A 19,490-nucleotide genomic window follows, 5' to 3' on the forward strand; every position below is an offset into this window, starting at 1 on the left:
ACTACTACTTCATCTGTTTGATTGACCCGCTGAATATACTTTTGCGCTTGCTCTTCAGCAATCATTCCCGTAAAGTACAACCTCGCATGGTCATTGGCCTTATGTTTGATGGTTAGTTTATTTAAATGTATTAATGGATAAGGCCATTCAAGCACAAGATCCTCATACGTACTAACCGTGTGTACTTCCTTTTCTTCTAGCGATTTCATTACTTACCTCCTTTCAAACAACCTCGACCTTTAAAAACCTTGTTTCGGTATTTCTACTTCCTCTTGACCGTCATGAATAATTTCTATTTTGCCTCCACCTGCTGAGCATTGCGTATGGCAGCGGCTTAATAACGCTTGCTTCCCCTCGATATTGACATTTTCCATGCCTTCCATCCAATCAATGGAACATGTTGGCGTACATGGCTTTTGCAACTGTAAACAAACACCAAAGGTTGGGATGTTGTCAGGGTTTCGATCCCCTACATTCATGACGGCTTTCTCTTTAATATAAACGCCATGGTCTTGCGGCAAATTTAAATAATTGAGATGGCTACCAAACTCACAAGAAATGATTGCTCCATGTACGACATAACTAAATTGCTCCTGTTCCGAACCTTCTGTTTCCAAACTTTCTACAACTTGAGCCATTAAATATCCTTCCTTTCGTATCGATTGAACATTGTTTTAAACTACGACAGTGTTTTGGAATGATTTTGGCTTATCATCATAGCGTGTAGTTGATTTCCGTTCCGACTAGGCGCTTTGTTGCTGTCGCTTCGCTTTCGCGCAGAGCAGAGCTTCCTGAGGGCGTCCAATCAGCCGCTTCGCTTTGCTCCAGGGTCTCGGGCCAACACGATGTTGGCCACGAAGGCGTTATCACAGGATGTGATGGTTTTAGCCTTCGTTCCTCATCGCTAATCCCTAAGGAGTCGCCCAGTCTCCACTCCAATCAACTTATATAAATGGCATTAACAAATGTCATCCACAACTTTTGATAATGAGCCATGATTTATTAGAGTGATCTATCGTCCTTGTAGTTTTACTCGCTGCAACTGAATCCCGAGATATGGTCGTCGTAGCATACTTTCTGCCACGTCTAGATTGACGATGGTGAACGATTCCTTTTTGCCGTCGACTTGAAAAATACAATCTAGCTCCACCTTTTTAGGGTCAATAACGAGCTCCTTTATTTGTCCGTCTGGATAATAAATCGTGTCATCGGAAATACAGTTCTTCTTGACAATGTCCATAAGCCAATGCACACGCTGTGTTCCTTTCTTCACATCCGTAAAGACAATGGCGGTAAATTCTAAGTTATCTTCATATTTCACCAATAACCCTTTTAAATCATCCGACACGATTCTACGAGGCTTCTCTAAATAATCCAGATATACCGCATTCTCTTTTTCTATTACTTCCCCGAATACAGATGAACAGACAAAGTTATCATCGAGGTCTGTCTTGAAAGGAATAATTGGATTTGTAATGCTTTGATCTTGCCGAACAATAAAATACTCCATCTTTTCCTCCTGCAACTATCATTTCTATTGATTTCAAGTTAATGAATCCAATGAATGTCTTTTATCTGGTCTGGGCTAAATAGACACTTCTCTTGATCGCGTTTAAAGAAGGTAGCTCCTTTTAAATTGGCACCTGTAAAATTAGCGCCTGCAATTTGCGCAAACTCAAATTTTGCATTTTCCAAATTCGCATGACTGAAATCAGTGCCTAGATAACACGCAACTTCGTTATCAGGAAGCATTAATGTTTTTCCCTGTGCATGTGTAAAATTAGCGCCTGCTAAATTGGCGTTTCGAAAATCTGCATCTTGAATGGCTGCATATGAAAAGTCAACATTCGCTAAGCTACAATCTACAAAACTAGTCCCGACGCAAACACTTTGTTTCATGGAAGCCCCTTCTAAGTCACTGCCATTGAAATTCGCATAAGAAAAGTCCATTTGGTCGAAAAGTTTTTGCTGTAATGGTAGGCTTGAGAAGTTTTCAAACGTATATGATTTGTCCATCTCATTTTTTCCTAACCACGACAGAAGATTTTGTTCCACCCGTTCCCGTTCGTCGAACATCGCAACATCTTCACTAAATCCTTTATATTCACCGACACGAAATCGCAAACATGCTGCTCGTTGGAAATCTATTTCAGGTACGCTTTCTTGTTGATAGCGGAAAAGATAGCGTACCAATTGAATGATATACTGATGAAACAGAATCACAGTTTGTTGAATAATTCCTCGAACGTCAGCTGCTTGGATAGCGAGATATGGTTTTCTTTCTTTTTCAAGCGTGTTGTGTAAATCTATAATCGCCTCACTAAGCCATTCCGCTTCATACTGTACCGTACATTCTCCCCAGTCGTAGTACCATTTTTCTCCATACGCTTCTAGCAAATACGTACACTTGTTATCTAGTAATGATGTTCGTAGCAGTGAAAAATGAATAAAAGCAACTGGCGCTAACTTCCCTTGCTCTTGCTGATCTCTAATAGTTGCAAACAGCTGTTCAAGCGAGTGAATGATTGGTTTTAGTAAGACTTCCTTCTCTTGACGAAACTGTCGATCAACCTTCTCTTGTAATCGGCTGATATGAACTGACACGCATTCATCCATAAAATGCTGTAATGCTTCTTCTCGTTTCATGCGTCCACATCCTCACTAATTTGCTCGTACTTCTGTTCCTTTAATCTCCATTTTGTCTTCCATCTTGATTGAACTGTCTTTACAAGTCATCTCTATTTTCTCGGTCGCATTAATCATAATTTGCTTCGCATTGATGGCGACTTTATCTGTTGCTTGTAAGGTAATATTTTTATCACTTATGATGGAGATCCCATTATCATCCATAAGCGAAATCATTAATCCTCCACCAGATATAACAATCCGATCCGGTGCAAGTAGAATTTGTTTACCGTGCTTCGTTCTGAGTGTTTTGACATCTGGATCGGCCATCCGCGCTGGGTCTTGGCGACTATCCTCTGGTGGTGCAGGTCTTGATCCACCTCCACCTCCTCCTCCGCCACTGGCACTTCCACCACCGCTTGGACTAGGTGGATTCGTCGCTGCTAACATCGAACCAGATTGTGGTGGTGCTTTTGATACGGAACTAATCGCAATCCCTTCATCCTCACGATTGCCCGGGAAATAGATTCTAACGTTATCGGATAGCTCTGGCATGAAGTACCATCCTGTATTATCTTCTGATGCATAGATCGTAGAATACGGGAACCAATACGCTGTATCTTTATCTTGACCCTCGTCGAAATCGACATGAATACGAATTTTATCCCCTGCTACATCAATTACTTTCCCTTGAATGGAGGCACCAATAATAGCTTGATTATAAGTAGTGTGGACACTGAAGCCGTTCTGAGGTGTTAACGTATAAATATGCTTGAACAAGCCATCTTTTAAAGTTGAGTAGATTTTATAGACATACAATTTTTTGGATTGGAAAGTAACTTCATTACCTATTTTGAATGGTTGGAACGATTCTACTTCATAGTACATGTAGTCACTATCAGTAATACCGTCGAGATGATTTTTACTGGACACAAGGAAATTGCCGATCGCCTTTTTAACTCGATAATTGATTGCCTCCATTTTCTGCGTGCCCCCAGCTTGAAACGGTACGCCGAAGTAAAACTTTGCGGCTGGGTGAACCGTATCTGGCACCAGACCTGTATGGAATCTTGATGCCATTCGTTTAAGAAACTCCCAATCTGTCTCTATATATTGCATCGTAAAGCGTCCAATAGTAGCGCCCTTTGAGGCATAATCCATGAAATCTGCACCTTTTTGATCGGCAATACATGCATTAATTAATTCACTATAGGGCATACCCGCATTTTGATAAGTTTGATTTTTCTTCTTCACATCTAACACATACGAATGCGAAACTGCTTTTACCTCCAAATAATAGGTACCCAAAACCGATTTCACTTGTACATCTAACGCCAGCCCATTAAAAATAGGAATAGTTTGTCCACCACTACCGATTTGCACTACTTCAATAGCCGTTTCTGCATCCGTCATATATACGTAGGAATCTTCAAGTTCATCAGGAATCACGCCCGTTAAATGCAATGTAGCATGCTCATTCATTTGTTGCGTAATTTCGATTTGATTGACGCGAATATTATAGGGCATCACGATGATATCTTTATACGTCAAGGCTGTTTCCTTACTCATTCGACAACACCTTCCCCATCTAATAATTTGTTTTCAACAAAGATAGATTCCATCATGCCGTAAGCAATTGGCTTCCAAATATCCATCTCTTTTTTCAAACAATTAACTGAGCCCATCATCACATTCTCGCCTACTATAAACAAAAACATTAAATTATAAATCTTGTTATCTAGTGCTGGCGAAATGAAGTCAAAGTAACCAATTTGTAGACCGTTCACTTCATTCATGCCGAAATCCAACATTTTTGTCGTTGGCTGCGTTTTTTGAAGGATGTTCCTCATGGCCTCTGTGAAGTCTTCTAATTCCTCTTCTTTTACCTGTTGTTCCATGATTTTCAGCGTGACATTGATGGACGTACTTTCGCTTGTATAAATATAATCGGGTCTACGACTGGATGGATATTTAATATCCATTAATTCAGGCTCCATCACGTCAAAGGTTGCAGGCATACACATCCGGATTTGATCCTCATAAAAACTCATTTCTTTAAACTCAATCGTTTCATCTTCAATCATGAGCTGACCATCTTTAATCGCTTTCACAATATCCGTATTTAATAATTGGTTTTCGATGTTCTCCATTCGTTTCTTCTGCCTTGCATGCTTCGTCATCTCGATAACTTCTTCATCCATGAAATTCATTTTTTTCGCTCCTTTGTTTCGATTCTTTTTTCTCTATCTAATAGCCTTGTCATTTTTTGCTTTCCTATTAAGGCTAACTCAGCTGACATGATCGAAAATAGCTTCGGCATTCGAAACGAAATCTTTCCTTCCATGACATGCTGAATCAATGACCGGTATTTCCTGTTCATCTATATTGACAAAGCCCTAGGAAATGCTCCTCGTACGGTGTTTATCTTTCTTATAAAGCCGCTTCCTTTTGAGCTATTTCACGTTGTCCGTTCTTGAACATTTCTTCATCAGCAGACCATCAGCTAGTCAACAATCATGCGCTTTGGTCGCCCTTGACTGTGCCCTGTCATACGACCTCCGCGCTTTGATTCCACTAAAATACGGTTCAAGTATTTATGAATTTGACTATTAGAAAATGTTTGATAGTCTAGCTCTAGCCGATTGCAAATATAGAAATCGATTGCATCTCGTTGAACCCGCTCCTGATTTATGCACTCTAAAGCAAACGCTATATCGTACGGATTCGCTGGGCGATTTTTTAACAGCTCTCGTGCAAAATAGTGCAAAATGATTGGATGGTAAGTGCTTTTTTGAAAACCTGCATACTGACTGTGAAGATAATTAACCGTATTGTATTCAGTCGCAAAATCGGAAAAATCAATATACTCCGAACGCAGTTTTGCTCCCGATTTTAATTTAAAGCGCGCCAACTCTAGCTCATTATTTGCAAGCTCTAATGAATCATCTAGAACTATTTCTGTCGTGAAGTTTCTAAAATCTAATTCATTTGCTTCTTCAGCAAATCGTACTTTTAGAATCGTTTCGCTTCCTGTTGCCTCATAAGGAAGCTCGTAGCTACTATGTAGCATATAGAGCTTTCCGTTATGTTTGATAATGCCTTTCGCTATCATGAGGCTTTTATCTGCTACGATAATATTGGCACCAGCAATAATGCCATTAGAATAATCTTGAAAATATAAATCTAAAAATTCTCTGGGGTAATCTCGCAAATTTTCTAGCATTTCTCGCTTTAAAATGCGGCCCTTTTGAAAATGTGGATATTGATTGGCAAACAAGCTGTCACCCACCTCTTTTCTTGTTTTTCAATGATCAATTATGCCTCGGCATAATTGTTGCTGTCGCTTTGCTTTCGCGCAGATAAACAATGCGTCCGAAATCGCCTTTGTGCTTAGGCCTGCATGAGGGCCGACACGATGTCGATCATTTCGGTAATGTCACAAGACATGGCGTTTTTACCGATGCAGGTCAGCTAGCCGTTATCGCATATTTAGGTAAACATCCTCTGGAAATCCAATGACTTCTCAGGGGTACCTGATCACTTTCGGGGCCTACCCGATCACTTTTCTGGGATACCTGATCACTTTCGGAGCTTACCCGATCACTTTTCTGGGGTACCTGATCACTTTCGGGGCCTACCCGATCACTTCTCAGCGATACCTGATCATTTAATAAACCCTTTCCATCCGACGAAGGTGTTACTTTAATCCATCAAAGAAATCCAGCTCAGACAAATCGGTTTCAAAGGCAAAGAATTCCTTGCTTCCGATAAACAGTTGTTCGTCTTTTCTTGCTACCGGAACTACATGGAAGCCCCAATTATCTTCGCCTGCAAAGACAAAGAACTTCACTTCTCCATTTGTGATGGAATCCGTCTCGTCTTGCGGAATTTTATCTTGATAGTGCATGGCAATATTCTCATAAAGAACAGGTGCATAATCCTCCTGACGATTTAAGTAAGTGTATTTAAACGATGAGTGATCGTCGTTGCCTGTGAGGAAAAACTCCACCTCTTTTACACCCCATGGGCGAGAAATCGTACCGTGAATTTGATTTAGTCTTTCTAAGCTACTAATCAGTAATTTTTCCTGACGATTATGTGTAAAGGCACTGACAGCATATGGGACAACTGGCGCATGGTTCGTCACTTCTGTTTCAATCATGCCGATTTTCTTGGCATTTAAATAACGAAGCGCTCCCCTTAAACAAGCAAGTTTTAACTCTGGCACTTTACCGATGTTTTCAGCCTTTTGTCTAAATTCAATGCTGCGTCCTGGTACAAATTCCTTTAAAGCCTCGCGAAATGCGTCTATTTTACAGGATTGTCCCGTCAATTTAATGATGGAATAGTCACTCAGTATGCCACTCTCATAAAATTCCTCTAAAAACTCTCGCACGATATCATAAATATCCGCCTTTATGAGATGATTGATTTCTTTAATGTTGAAAAAGACATTTGGGAAGTCATAAACTTCCTTAAATTGATTGTTTTCTACTAACGACAGGCACCAGCGATCTACTGCTGTTACATTTAAATCACTATCGTGTTGCATATCGCTATCCGCATAAAAACGACTTCTTAATATACCTGTTTTGCGGAAAAATTCCTTCTTCATCTCTTCTGCCATTTCCCATAAGAAATAATAATTATTGCGAACACGTAGGTACTCATCACGTGTGCGATTTTCATATTCCTTAAAGCGTGTAGGAATAATATTTTCAGCATCTACAAAGGCTTTTTCGAATTGCTCGTACACCGCTTCTACGCCATGATCGTCGACATATCGATAAATATCCTTGCCTGGAATATCGATTAATGCATCGATATCATAATCATTTTTTCCTCGACTATAATAGTTGGCAAAAACGATTTTCATAAATTGGAAAATACGATACGTAATATTGTTACCACCAAAATTTGTATCTCCATTTTCATAAGTAGTATGAATATCAATTTTGTAAGAAATATGGCCGTCCTCTATGCGAAACTTACAAGAAGAAAGGTCTGTTGTTCCGCCTCCACAATCGATCACTAGCGCTTTATATTCCTTGCCATCGAGAAAACTATCATTCTCTATTTGATTGGCGATTGTATTATAAAGAACCGACATCCCTTCATCGAGAGCATGCTCAGTTTCGATTTGGTATTCGGGTAAAATCGCACGAAACATATCTAAAAATTGTGTTTTCAGCTTAACGGGACTGGAAATATGTAAATGCTTGAAACGACATTTAAATTGATGCTCCGCCATTCGAATAATATAAAGCATAAACTCTCTTAAAATTTGGCTACGTGGAACAAGTGCAGTATTCCCGTTAGCATCCATCACTTCTTCCAACTTGGCATAATTACTCACCCATCGCTTAATACCTTGGAATTTCGTAGCCAATGATGTATAGCTATTTTTTTTCATCATTTTTAACGCTTCATAGCCGTAGTGATAGCCTACTTGGTCTGCATTTGAGCAATCTGCGACAGTCATGACCGTCGGCACTACTTCAATCCATTCGTTTTGATGAAGTGGATCTGGGAATTGCACAAAATTGATGCTATTAAGCTGGATTCTGTCATTTAATAAATCATGACTGCAAGGAGAGGACACATAATCACTCTCTAAATAAACACCAGCCGTTGTATTTGTTGTACCAAAGTCAATCGCAAGAATGGCATTCGTTGTTTCCAGCTGTTTCATCTCTAAATCTGGTATTGGAACTTTATAATAATGAAGATTTGTTGGCGGAAGTGGGGTTTCCTGATAGTACGTCTTATAGATATACTCAGAATCTTGCTTTCTTAAAAAAATAAAGCTGTAGTTTTTATTGTTTGTCTTCCGAATACCAATTGCTTGGTCAGCAGCGAAATAGTATTGATTTGGCACTTCGTCGTCTTTAAGGATATTAAGAATGCCGCAAAGTTCCAGCTGCTCATTGACTAGCAGTACGTTAGATTCAACAAGAAAACCGCCTGTTTCCAAGAAATACTGATCGGGTTTATCAATCTTCATTCCGCTATATAAGCTCATTTTGGCAGGAATTTTAATGTCACCATTGTCAGACATAGGTGTTTTTAAATACTCTTGCATGGCCGCTTCTACTCGTTCAAAGCCCCCATCCTTTTTTTCTCTAATAAGAGGGTTTTCTTCAGAGCCACGGTATCTTAAAATTTTGTCGATTAACTCGTCTCTTGTCAGTGTATTAATAAGCCCCGTCACAAGCTTTTCCTTATAGCAAATATTTCTAAGCTGGAAGGTTGTCATTTCCATTAGTTCTACTCGTGTATAGGTCATATATTTCTTTTCTGTATTACGCTTATTGGCATACAGCTTATATGAATATTTAGTTGTCATTGGAATCCCTCCTCTTCCCTATTTAGTAAAGAGCTATTCGATCTAGCTTCATCGTTTCCTCTGCATCAATAATGCCAAAATGATATTGCCAATAAACCTCCATATGAAAGCCTATTGGCAGAAAAATTTCTTGTACAAGCTGTACCTTTCGCTCATTCTGTTCTGTCTGCTTTTGACGGATGTATAAAAGCAGCTCATCCTGGTCTTCCGATTTCACATAAATCATGCAATTTTTAAAGAGCCTTTTCAGCGTATCCTTTAATAAGTAAATTTCTTCACCTGTCCGGTACAGTCTTAGCATGTTGAGTGCAACTATTTCTTGCTCCTTTTTCGTAAAGGCATGAATATTGTCACGCACCAATTTACCAAATACATCGGCCTCGATTTCACGTAAGATAAAGCGAATATAGAACTCTCTCTTATTCATGCCCTGCATACGATCAATTTCAGCTAAAAAGTGCAATACAGTATCTAAAAGATAATTCCTAAACTCAATATCCGCAGAATTATCTGGATGGAAGAGACCATTAAAAATTCCGTAATAACGATAATACGGATTTACTTCAACGTGCTGGTCAACATACTGTGCATTTAATAGTTGTGGACTTAGTTCCATATAAGGTGAATAGGCTTCGGCAAGATGAAAATAAATATCCTTTTTAGAAAGTCCTTCATCCTCAGCTTTAATGAGCAAATCCCAAATATAGTTCATAGCCACACACCTACACATTCATATTCGAAGAAATGTCGTTGCACTTCTGATACGAGGAAGCTTAAAATATCGTTTGCGATAAAGTTTCTCTCCTCTTTCGCCTTAAACTTTAATAGCATCGTTTTTCTATGATTATTTTCTCCTATCATTTCCGTTAAGAACGTGTTCGCGGAGTGCGTAAAGCTTGTTCCGGAGAAAGAGTCCACTATTTCGACATCTACAAGCTCAAATCGATTAGCTGCCTCAAAGGAGTTAATCATACGAGTAATTTCGCCCTTCGTTTTAACGGTAGCCGTATACTTGTTAGCGAATTTGTGTATAAAATGCTCGATTCTTCGATTTGATACAAGCTCGTAATTTAATTTCCCGATCTTGTCATCTTCCATCTTTGCAATTTTGATTAGCTGCCAAACCCCTGACTTATCCTGAGGTGAAACAATTGTTAATTCATTGTCTGAGCGTTTAACGTAACGAACATTATCCTCTTCTGCCTCAACAAGATAGCCATGCTCGTTTCCGATTTTACGTACGGAAAGGACATGTTCAAAATTCACCTTATCGATAGCAGGGACGGGAAACCCGACATTTTTGACCTCATGGCGTTCAATATTCCATAGTGGAACCATATTCATTCGTTTCTTATCCTCATACTCTTCTAAATCAACGATTATTTCAGTAATTTCAGCATCCTCATTTAAAGGTGGGCAATCTTCTAAATTGACATTAAAAAATTTATAAATGAATGGATGATTAATAGTTTTCCACGGTAAGCCGTTTATTTGGAAAAGCGGATACAGCTTGTTCATCTCTTGCAAATAGTCCGTATTTTGTGTAAGGCTGACTTTAATCTCTACTTGTCCTTCTGTCGTTACTAGTCTTCCATTAAAGCGTCGCTGCTCAGCAAGTAACTGTTGAATTTGCATGGAATCACACGCTAAAAATAAGGTGAACAGCACTGCAGGTTCATTATTTTTAAATGATTCAAGCAGTTTTTTTTTATTGATTGATTTACTTTCTAAATCAGCTGGTCGCATCGGGAATAAGCATTCATGAATAGGGTCAACATCCTCCCTAGAACTTATCGTCACATAAATATCAAACCTATTCTCAGCATCATCTATTTCATTGAATACGCGGTCTTCAAGCTTTTTGTTCATGTCATCCTGATAGTCGATTAAATTTACAAAAACGCCACTTACAATATCCTTTAGCAGTTGACGTTGCTCTAAATCCTCTATTTTGCGTAACCGTTCAATCATGAGCTCTTTCATCAATTTATTTTCCCTCTTTCATCACTTCAGCATTAGATGGCTCACTAGCAGCTGTCCCTTCATTCGTTGGCGGTGCTGCCTGATCAGGTGGCGCTGTATCGGCAGCTGGTGCTTGAGGAGGCGGATTTAATTTATCATTGGCGTTCATAACCTTTCGCTCAAGACCTAAAACCTTCGACAACAGCTCTGTCTCCTGATAAATTTCCTGTGCAAGTGTATAATATTCAATTGCTTTCCCAAACTCTTGGCGCGCATAGCTCTGATCTCCGCTTTTTTCTAAGCCTTCAGCCTTTAATTCCTTCTGGGCCTTTTTCAATTCAGCAATTTTAGCCTCTGTATCTTCTATTTTTGTCTTTATTTCAGGTTCGCCAGTATAGGCAATTGTCAGGGCTTTTTTTCTTGCCTTTTGATACGTTTCAAGAGCCCCATTGTAATCTTCTGCCTCAAATCTAAAATCTCCATCTTTCACAGCTTCAGCAATTTGTACAATGGTATCCATATTAGCGATTCTTTGTTCAACTACTGCTTTCCCAAAGTCTTTAATAAGCTTTCCTTCTTTTTTAGCCTTTTCATATTGCTCTAGCGCATCGTTAAATTTACCTTCTTCCGCTGATTTATCTCCACTGATAATCAGCTCGGTAACTCTTAATTTTCTCGCTAGTATATTTCTATGTATGGGATCCTTCAATTTTTTAGCAGCATTTCTGCCCTCACTATATTCCAGCAGTGCCTTATCATAAGTTCCATCTTTGAAATAAAGGTTTCCGCTCTTTTCATGATCTTTCATCTCGACGGTTAATTCAGCCATTTTTTTAGCTTGTTTTGCCTGATAAAAAATCGTGCCTCCACCTACAACCAAAACTAGGATTAATGCAGCTACAATCATTTTGATGTATTTCATTTTTTTCTTATTTGTTTCCTGATAAACCTTATTAGCAAATATAGCTGCGACTGTGTAATTATTTACCACTTTCTTTTGCCTGCTTAACAATACCTCTTCTAATACATCAATGTATTTCTCAGGCTCTTTTGCATCTTCCAACGCATCTGCCATTTCAATTTCATTGACATCTTCCCAAAAGCCGGCTGTACAAAGCACTAGTACATCGTCATCCATTAACTTCATTTTCTTTGAAACAAAAGGCTGGAACTCTTTTGGTTTGCCCAAATAGTTTAGTAAATTAGTTCTTTCCTCGTGCTGGCTAATATCAAGCGAACGGTTCCTATCATTCACTAGCTCTTGCGCTAAGCTTTGATCCGTACTTTTAAACGTTAACGTCCCATTACGGAAATGATATAATCTCGAATTTCCTGCAACGGCAACAATCATCTTTGAGTAATCCGAGACGACAATGACAATACTAGCCTTCAATCTCACCCTTAAGCTTTGAGCTTGAAGAATATCTTGTGCATATTGTAAGTATTGTTTAATTTTCCGTCTGGACATGGATGGCTTTTCCATGAATTTTTCTAAAATTGCCTTTACAGCAAGCTCTGCACTACTTATTTCCTGATCAGAATCTAACCCTTTTACAGCTACCCAGCAGGCTACATCGTCCAGCTCTGTATAGGCAAAGTAATCTTTATTTTGCAAAAATGAGCCCGCTTCGGATAAAAAGCTTGTTTTAAAGTTGCTATTTTCCTTTCTCATGATTACTCCTCCTTATTTACTGACTCATTTACAGACACATGTAAAATAATTACCATGTTTTTTCTAAAATAACGATGGTTGCATTATCTTGATTTTTTAAGCGTTTTTGTTCAACAGCTTTTATCATGTCTTGAGCAATATCATAGGGAGTAGCTTGCTGAGAGAGAATTTTCTCCATTTCAACCTCTGTTAAAGTATCATAGACGCCATCACTAAATAGACATACTTTATCCCCTCTATTTAGCTGAATCGGACTTTTTCCAATATCCATATTTTTAAAGCCTTCATACCCTAAATAATTGATAAGTCTCTTTTTCAAAGGATTTTCCTGCACCTCAAGCTGAGATATTTCACCAGATATATATCGCTCAGTTAACACTGATTCAAAAATATGCTTTTGATTGATGGCCTTAAATTCTCCATTTCGAAAAATGGTAATGACACTATCTCCAACGGCTCCCCAGTGAAGAAATCCGTTATCATCAATAACGGCTGCCACTAATGTAGTACCGCCATTCGAGCCATTTAAATTTTCGACAATCATATGATTACTTGCAAAAGCGGCCTCCTTAAAAAATTTTTCTAGGGCATTTAGACCGCTCAGCTTTTTAAATTCTTCAATAAATGTATTGACAGCAACTGTACTTGCCATCCTACCGTTTGCTAAACCACTGATGCCATCTGCTAGGACTGCAATTGTTCCATCTTTCGTTTCTGCTGTAGAGAAATAATCATCCTGCTCATCACGTCTGCCAATCGTTTGACCATTTCCGATGGCTATTTTTGTTTTTTCATTTTGTTGCGCAAGCATGTTTCTAACGATTAATAACGCAAAGAGTACAACGATAAAAATAAGTGCAATTATGTATGGCAGTAGTTTCTCATCCATCCGTCATCATCCCTCACTGTTGTTGTTTTCCCATTCAAAATGAACACCACATAAGGGAATAAAGAGAAACATACTTGCGCCTAACTGAATCACATCATACGCTGCTAGCTCTGTGGGCGTATAAACCGCTTCATTGTTAAGATAAGCTAAGCCTGATGCATCTCCAGGCAGCAGATAGAAATTCCTTTTTTTAGGATCATAAACAATCACTGCATGGTTACGTTGAGAAATCGAATTGTCTCCAACAATACGAATGTGCATATCCTCAGCTCTACCAATAAAGTTTTTTTCCGATAAAATTCGATAGTCTCGACCCATTTGAGGTCCTTCAATACAAACTAGCCATCCTGTTACCGGATCAATGCCATCCATTTCTCCAAGGTACGGCATTGTTTTATCATCTAGTTCTGCTACAGCTGTTTGCTGACTACTTTGTCTTTGCTCCTGTTCCACCATTACGTTGCAATACGGACATACATTTCTATGTCTTCTGGAACTAAACATGTGACCATTTGTGCATCTAATCAAACTCATTTTCGCTATCCCCCGTCTATGTTTACGAATTTACTTGTCTCTATTTCACTAAAATCCGTGTATTTGCTATGTATATTGTGTCTCCATTACCTATTGGGTAAGGATTTTCGTGTTTTATTCTGTTTTTAACGCGCTTACTAGCCTTTTTTATACCAACACCATTTACCGAATCAATATCCTCTATGTACCATACTCCTGAAACATTATTTAAGACGGCATGTTCATAGTTGATAAGCGATTCATATTCAGTACCATTTAAATCGATATCTGCCTTATTGTCAGCGGAGCTTTTCCCAATAAGTAATGACGTTTGATCACCGATTTCCCATTCATCTATTTCAGCTCCTCGATCATTGAGGAGAACTAATTTTCGAATTTTCTTGTTTGTCACATTGTAATTTTTATCTCTAGCTTCATACTTAATAGAGCCATAAATTATTGCTAGTATGCCCAGCATTAGTCCAATAATTGTTTTTAAAATAAAATCCTGATTCATGACAAATACGTATAGAATGAAAAAGAAGGTGATTATGACAATAATAATATCGATAATTTTTATAACCATTTGTTTCTTTGCATCTTCAGTGTATGCATCCATTGAATTTTGACCATACATGGTATCACACTCCTCCATACTAGCTATGGCTTCGTTTTACTTGCTAAAAAAACGTTCAAATAAATCAGTTGTATCTAGTGGGTTTTTCTTTGCATTCTTATTAAGCGTTGATCCCGTTTCCTTTGTTTTAGGATTAAAACCAAAAAAATGCTCAAAGTTTTTTTCAATATTGTTCATATTAAAATCTGGCTTTTTTTCAGTAGACTGTGGGCGCGAAGACTGTTTTTCTGATGTCTGTCCCTTGCCCCAACTTTGACTAGCTCCATCTAGTCGAGCATCATATGCTTCTCTTGAGGCTTGATCCTTCAGTACTTTGTATGCCTCTGTCACTTCTAAAAAAATCTTTTCTGATTCTTTGCTTCCACCGCTCACGTCTGGATGATGTTTTTTTGATAGTTTTCGGTAAGCTAGTTTTATTTGTGCTTGCGTGGCGTCTCTACTGACACCTAAAGTTTCATAATGCGTTTTCATATTTTTCATCCCCAATATTAGGATTATTCAAAATTATCTAAGGAACTATGAAAGTCCCTTAGATAATGTGGAATAGCTATCAAGCTGCAATCTTAGACAGCGTAGCCGCCTTCGATTTTTGCCAAATCTGTTTTGTCTTTCTTTTGTTTAATGAATAAGTAAAATTCACCAATACCTTCTGTGTCACCATACTTTTCTGTATAGTCAACTACGAAAGCATTTGGGAAATGAATTTTTCTTACTACTTGATCAGCAGAAATAACTTCTAGAGTTACTTTACGGTAGCAGTCAGCTTTTTCAGCTGGTACTAATGACCATAATCCTAATTTCATCGTGTCATCAGAATTGTCACCATCAGTTGCAGTAAGAATTTTACCTTTAATTTTTAAAGTTGCTCCTACATCTGTTGAACGTGCGTTAGAGTCATTTGGAGTATCTGTTTCATACTCAACAGCCATAATGCTATCTAACCCTAATTCAATTGCTTCTGATCCTTCTACTTTTAATACAAAACCCATTCTCATTACCTCCTGAAATTTGTTTGAATCGTCTCAAAAAATCGTTTTGGGTGAAAATGAATAACTTGTTGTATACATTCCTCCATGCCTAATGCAAATACATGAAGCACGGAGAAATATGTAATGTTTTCACCTTACAATTAATGGAGGATTCTATTTATGTTAAAAGATTTATGAAAAAATCTTAAACATACGACTTAAAAAATATTTTAGTGTATGTGTAAACTTGTTAGGCCTTAACAGCACTACTTGCCTTTGTAATCATAACTTCAAGATTCTTCACATTACCGTTAAACACTAGGTCAATCTGACATGTGCTTGTTTTTTCATCGATAATGTAGCCAATGTCATCTCCATCGTGAATGACGGAGTTTACATAGCCTTTATCTTGAACCCATTTGCTTTTTTGGCTACTTGGATTATTACTAAAGAATCGAACGATATTTTCATGTTTAAAGTCACCTGATTGGAATCGTAAAATTCTCTCAATATACGTACTTACTTGTGTTTTGTAGATCGAATCAAATCCATCTTCTTCCATAGCTAAACTTCTAGCTTTATACACTGTAATACGTTTAATTTCTTTATCTTGAAGCTGTGCATTTTCTGATGAGAATACAAAGCCAAAGCTTCTACTGTTAATAGCATCTTTAATATTATTAGTAAATCCTGAGATTTCTTTCGCCATTGTTGTAACAGCTCTTAGTGAGTTGTCACCAGCTTCAATATCGAAGCGTACACCAGGATAATTTCTCTGAACATTTCTGAAAGAATCTTTCAAATATTCCGGACATTGATAAGCTGAAACAATACCTGCCGCTACATAGCTAGCACCAACATAAACGCCCTCTATCCAAAGTTTTAAAATATCTTCTTTTTCTTTAGATAATCGCGCTCCATTTTCTGTTGTCTGCATTCTTGTATCAATGATTACTCCTGATTTATCTTTAGGAATAATCGTGAAGTTTGGTAAACATGGTATCGCAAACTCACTATAATCTTTTCGAATAAGCACTGAGCATTTATCGATCAAGCGATCAATACCTGCAGTAGCAATTCCATTAAATGTCGTTTCTTCTTCTGCCATGAAGTTGAAGAAAATCTGTATTTTATAATCTTTCACAGTATCAAGAAGGATGGATAACGATTCCATTGTATTGCCATCTTGCTTGGCAACCTTATCGTTCCCTTTAAATCTAGCTCTACTTACTTTCATTTTTCCTGAAGCTTCTAGTTCTAGTGCAGGGACAATTCCGTACCATACTGTATCTGTAAAGTCATTTTTGGAGTTAACTGTGTTTAAATACGTGCGTAATCGTGGTAGATTATTACTTTTAACGAGCATATCTAACTTTGTGTTCGTTACAAGTAACGAGGGCTGCATACCTTTGTTTTTAGTAGCATACTGATCAAAATACATTTTTACGCCTAATAGTTTTTCAACTAATGGCTTCACTGTTTTTACAAATTCATCCTTAGCATCCTTATAGAATTCTAAGTAAGTATTGTAGTTTTGTACCTCTGTCTCTACATCTAATTCAGCTCTCACAGCTGGCAATGGAGAGAATGTTCTTACGACTAAATCTTTGACATAAGAGGATGGTGATTCTGTAATCGCCTCATAGTCCTCTTCAAATACTGTGCTTAAACCATAGTTACTATTTTCTTCAATAACCATCAGTTCCGAGCTATTATTTTGTGGTGCCTCAATGATTTTTAATTCACCACTGTCGCCAATAGAAAGTGTCCCAATTTGTAATTTTTCGGACTCGTCTTCATCCTGATTAGCACCTAATAATAGACGTGTTTTAATATCTTCAATTGCTAAAGGAAGCATCGCCATGACATTGTTGTAATTTCTACTTGCCACTTCAAACATCAGGTTTAGCTTGTCCCCTGTATCCAATTTTTTTGGATCGCCTTCATCTAACTTGTCATATTCACCATATAGGTAATGGATTTCTTTACGGACTTGTCGAATGTCGTCCATAACCTTTTTAGGAGAGATCATATCGAGCAAATTTTCAAACTTAAAATCAACGTTCGCAATGCCCTGACTTCTTTTCGTATCAATGAGGGTAAATAACATCTTTAAAAAATCATTATTTTGGTCAATTGCTATTTCAGAAATACAGTCATCTTGAATTCCTTCAGGTTTTTTTAATGTATACATAACCTTTTGGTTAGCAGCATTGTAGAATGAGTAAACCGTCGGAGAAAACTTATCTAAAAACTCGTCGAAGCTTTTAACAAGAAGATTTTCATTAATTTCTTTAATTTTTTCATCACTAAGACTGTCAATCCCTTTTACATCTCCAACAAGCGTAATTAAATCCATTTTTTCAGGATTAATTTCCTCAAAGAGCATGGTTCTGTTTGTTTGATTAATAATCTCCATTCAGTCGGCCGTATGATTATACAGCCATCCCTCCTTTTTGTAACGAATTTCGAGTAAGCATAGTCATAAGTGAGTCGCAAATAAAATATGTTGATTGCGTATAAAATAAACCAATAAGAAACTAATAAGTAACAAAATGGTAATTACAGACAAAGAATCAATAGTTATTTATGATTTTGTATGTAATTATGTACACCAGTTACTCAATACTAGAATTCCTAATGATTCTATAATTTTACACACTTACTTCACTGATGACATTATGTATCACAAAGTAACTATACAGTATCTAATTTTATTGTCAATATTTACATTAGTACATTTTGTAAATAAATGTATTTAACTGGGTTCATGGTAAAAAATAAACATGGTAAAATTTATGACTTTTTTATATAAATAAATGTATTTATTCTTTATTTTTACTAAAAAAACAGCTTATGGAGTAAAAATAGGTAGTCCATAAGCTGTTATTCAAAAATATTTTTCAAACTCAAAAACAGAACTATAGAACTACTAATTTATTAAAGTAGTCATTTGGAACCAAATGACTTGAAATAACCCTTCGTCTTTTTTACAATATTTTCAAAATTTATGGCCGTTTCCATAATTTTAAGTGAAGAGCATCGTTTTTTTGCATGCACTGCCAGACCCCACATAATAATTCGAGATAGAACAACACTCACTTTCTCATTATATTTTCTCACATTCTCAATTTTGTCCTCGATTATTCGTTGTGAACTATCCATTGGGATAATATTTGTTAAAGAGTAATAAAAGGTTGCTGCTAAACTATAAATATCTGTATATACACCTTGCTCAGATTTATTCGAGTATTGCTCTAAAGGAGAATACCCTGGGCTAGTGAAAATTTGATGATTCCCGGCAGTTTTATTAAAAATAGCCGAACCAAAATCTAGTAAATATGGATTACCTTCAGAATCTACTATAATATTACTTGGTTTAATATCACGATGGAGTATACCTTTTTTATGTAAATAGCTTAAAGCACCAATTAGAGGAAGGAATATACTCGTGTACAAATGCTCCCTATCATTAATAGGAAAATCCTTTAAATATTGATCTAATAAAGTTCCTTCATAATACTCCATCACGATATAAATCGACTCATTTTCTTCAAAGTGGTGCATATATTTGACGATATTTTGATGATTTATTTGCTGCATAATTAACGCTTCATTTAAAAAAATAGCTTTTAAATCCTCGAACTTCTGCTTCGTTGAAGGCACACGATTAACAACTGTTTTATTATCTAAATCCCGTAAAGCTATGTCATTTGGAAAGAACTCTTTAATAATTAGTTGATTCCCTTCATTGATATTCTCCACGATATAAACAAAGGACAATTTACTAGTAGCAATTACTTCTTTTATTTTATATGTATCTTTCAACACACTGTTTATCGGTAAGCTCAGTTCAACTTGAGTCGCTTGCATTTTCG

Annotated in this window: 17 protein-coding genes and 1 pseudogene; all 18 read right to left on the reverse strand. The window is 37.2% G+C overall.

Annotated features, from left to right (window positions below; translation table 11 throughout):
- Positions 1-209, reverse strand: a pseudogene (locus ABNX05_RS14030) (hypothetical protein); the annotation flags it as partial.
- Between the two features lie 30 nt (positions 210-239).
- On the reverse strand, positions 240-638 hold the full coding sequence (locus ABNX05_RS14035) for a DUF4280 domain-containing protein (RefSeq protein ID WP_268639750.1): 399 nt from the start codon (positions 636-638) through the stop codon (positions 240-242).
- Positions 639-1,012: 374 nt separating this feature from the next.
- On the reverse strand, positions 1,013-1,510 hold the full coding sequence (locus ABNX05_RS14040; protein ID WP_349660284.1) for a hypothetical protein: 498 nt from the start codon (positions 1,508-1,510) through the stop codon (positions 1,013-1,015).
- A gap of 38 nt (positions 1,511-1,548) precedes the next feature.
- Positions 1,549-2,646 (reverse strand): pentapeptide repeat-containing protein, encoded by a 1,098-nt coding sequence (locus ABNX05_RS14045; RefSeq protein WP_349660285.1) that lies wholly within the window; start codon positions 2,644-2,646, stop codon positions 1,549-1,551.
- Between the two features lie 15 nt (positions 2,647-2,661).
- Positions 2,662-4,194, reverse strand: coding sequence for a phage baseplate assembly protein V (locus ABNX05_RS14050; protein WP_349660286.1), 1,533 nt, complete (start codon positions 4,192-4,194; stop codon positions 2,662-2,664).
- Positions 4,191-4,835, reverse strand: a complete 645-nt coding sequence (locus ABNX05_RS14055) for a hypothetical protein (RefSeq protein ID WP_349660287.1) — start codon at positions 4,833-4,835, stop codon at positions 4,191-4,193. Before ABNX05_RS14055 ends, ABNX05_RS14050 begins: the two co-directional genes overlap by 4 nt.
- 293 nt (positions 4,836-5,128) lie before the next feature.
- On the reverse strand, positions 5,129-5,902 hold the full coding sequence (locus tag ABNX05_RS14060; protein ID WP_349660288.1) for a DNA and RNA helicase: 774 nt from the start codon (positions 5,900-5,902) through the stop codon (positions 5,129-5,131).
- Between the two features lie 420 nt (positions 5,903-6,322).
- Positions 6,323-8,971, reverse strand: coding sequence for a molecular chaperone (locus ABNX05_RS14065; RefSeq protein ID WP_349660289.1), 2,649 nt, complete (start codon positions 8,969-8,971; stop codon positions 6,323-6,325).
- 22 nt (positions 8,972-8,993) lie between these two features.
- A complete protein-coding gene (locus ABNX05_RS14070; protein ID WP_197144212.1) occupies positions 8,994-9,689 on the reverse strand; it encodes an iron-dependent peroxidase in 696 nt (231 codons plus the stop codon).
- Positions 9,680-10,954 (reverse strand): normocyte-binding protein, encoded by a 1,275-nt coding sequence (locus ABNX05_RS14075; RefSeq protein WP_349660465.1) that lies wholly within the window; start codon positions 10,952-10,954, stop codon positions 9,680-9,682. Before ABNX05_RS14075 ends, ABNX05_RS14070 begins: the two co-directional genes overlap by 10 nt.
- Before the next feature lie 4 nt (positions 10,955-10,958).
- Positions 10,959-12,605: a serine/threonine protein phosphatase gene (locus tag ABNX05_RS14080; RefSeq protein ID WP_349660290.1), complete on the reverse strand. Its 1,647-nt coding sequence runs from the start codon at positions 12,603-12,605 to the stop codon at positions 10,959-10,961.
- 49 nt (positions 12,606-12,654) lie between these two features.
- Entirely contained in the window at positions 12,655-13,494 is an 840-nt protein-coding gene (locus ABNX05_RS14085) for a PP2C family protein-serine/threonine phosphatase (protein ID WP_197144210.1), read from the reverse strand.
- Positions 13,495-13,500: 6 nt separating this feature from the next.
- Entirely contained in the window at positions 13,501-14,028 is a 528-nt protein-coding gene (locus tag ABNX05_RS14090) for an FHA domain-containing protein (RefSeq protein ID WP_349660291.1), read from the reverse strand.
- A gap of 40 nt (positions 14,029-14,068) precedes the next feature.
- On the reverse strand, positions 14,069-14,644 hold the full coding sequence (locus ABNX05_RS14095) for an FHA domain-containing protein (RefSeq protein WP_349660292.1): 576 nt from the start codon (positions 14,642-14,644) through the stop codon (positions 14,069-14,071).
- Positions 14,645-14,680: 36 nt separating this feature from the next.
- Entirely contained in the window at positions 14,681-15,115 is a 435-nt protein-coding gene (locus tag ABNX05_RS14100; protein ID WP_349660293.1) for a J domain-containing protein, read from the reverse strand.
- A gap of 92 nt (positions 15,116-15,207) precedes the next feature.
- Positions 15,208-15,633 (reverse strand): membrane-associated protease 1, encoded by a 426-nt coding sequence (locus tag ABNX05_RS14105; RefSeq protein WP_349660294.1) that lies wholly within the window; start codon positions 15,631-15,633, stop codon positions 15,208-15,210.
- 229 nt (positions 15,634-15,862) lie between these two features.
- Complete coding sequence (locus ABNX05_RS14110) at positions 15,863-18,031, reverse strand: transcriptional regulator (RefSeq protein ID WP_349660295.1); 2,169 nt, start codon at positions 18,029-18,031, stop codon at positions 15,863-15,865.
- Between the two features lie 530 nt (positions 18,032-18,561).
- Positions 18,562-19,485 (reverse strand): serine/threonine-protein kinase, encoded by a 924-nt coding sequence (locus ABNX05_RS14115; RefSeq protein WP_349660296.1) that lies wholly within the window; start codon positions 19,483-19,485, stop codon positions 18,562-18,564.
- Positions 19,486-19,490 lie beyond the last annotated feature (5 nt).

Origin of the sequence: Lysinibacillus zambalensis, assembly GCF_040183165.1 — a bacterium.
Lineage (GTDB): Bacteria > Bacillota > Bacilli > Bacillales_A > Planococcaceae > Lysinibacillus > Lysinibacillus zambalensis.

Bases quoted from the DNA above. Each gene is read 5' to 3' on its own strand.
- ABNX05_RS14035 (WP_268639750.1), bottom strand. From the start codon at position 638: ATGGCTCAAGTTGTAGAAAGTTTGGAAACAGAAGGTTCGGAACAGGAG.
- ABNX05_RS14040 (WP_349660284.1), bottom strand. From the start codon at position 1,510: ATGGAGTATTTTATTGTTCGGCAAGATCAAAGCATTACAAATCCAATT.
- ABNX05_RS14045 (WP_349660285.1), bottom strand. From the start codon at position 2,646: ATGAAACGAGAAGAAGCATTACAGCATTTTATGGATGAATGCGTGTCA.
- ABNX05_RS14050 (WP_349660286.1), bottom strand. From the start codon at position 4,194: ATGAGTAAGGAAACAGCCTTGACGTATAAAGATATCATCGTGATGCCC.
- ABNX05_RS14055 (WP_349660287.1), bottom strand. From the start codon at position 4,835: ATGAATTTCATGGATGAAGAAGTTATCGAGATGACGAAGCATGCAAGG.
- ABNX05_RS14065 (WP_349660289.1), bottom strand. From the start codon at position 8,971: ATGACAACTAAATATTCATATAAGCTGTATGCCAATAAGCGTAATACA.
- ABNX05_RS14075 (WP_349660465.1), bottom strand. From the start codon at position 10,954: ATGAAAGAGCTCATGATTGAACGGTTACGCAAAATAGAGGATTTAGAG.
- ABNX05_RS14080 (WP_349660290.1), bottom strand. From the start codon at position 12,605: ATGAGAAAGGAAAATAGCAACTTTAAAACAAGCTTTTTATCCGAAGCG.
- ABNX05_RS14085 (WP_197144210.1), bottom strand. From the start codon at position 13,494: ATGGATGAGAAACTACTGCCATACATAATTGCACTTATTTTTATCGTT.
- ABNX05_RS14090 (WP_349660291.1), bottom strand. From the start codon at position 14,028: ATGAGTTTGATTAGATGCACAAATGGTCACATGTTTAGTTCCAGAAGA.
- ABNX05_RS14095 (WP_349660292.1), bottom strand. From the start codon at position 14,644: ATGTATGGTCAAAATTCAATGGATGCATACACTGAAGATGCAAAGAAA.
- ABNX05_RS14100 (WP_349660293.1), bottom strand. From the start codon at position 15,115: ATGAAAACGCATTATGAAACTTTAGGTGTCAGTAGAGACGCCACGCAA.
- ABNX05_RS14105 (WP_349660294.1), bottom strand. From the start codon at position 15,633: ATGGGTTTTGTATTAAAAGTAGAAGGATCAGAAGCAATTGAATTAGGG.
- ABNX05_RS14110 (WP_349660295.1), bottom strand. From the start codon at position 18,031: ATGGAGATTATTAATCAAACAAACAGAACCATGCTCTTTGAGGAAATT.
- ABNX05_RS14115 (WP_349660296.1), bottom strand. From the start codon at position 19,485: ATGCAAGCGACTCAAGTTGAACTGAGCTTACCGATAAACAGTGTGTTG.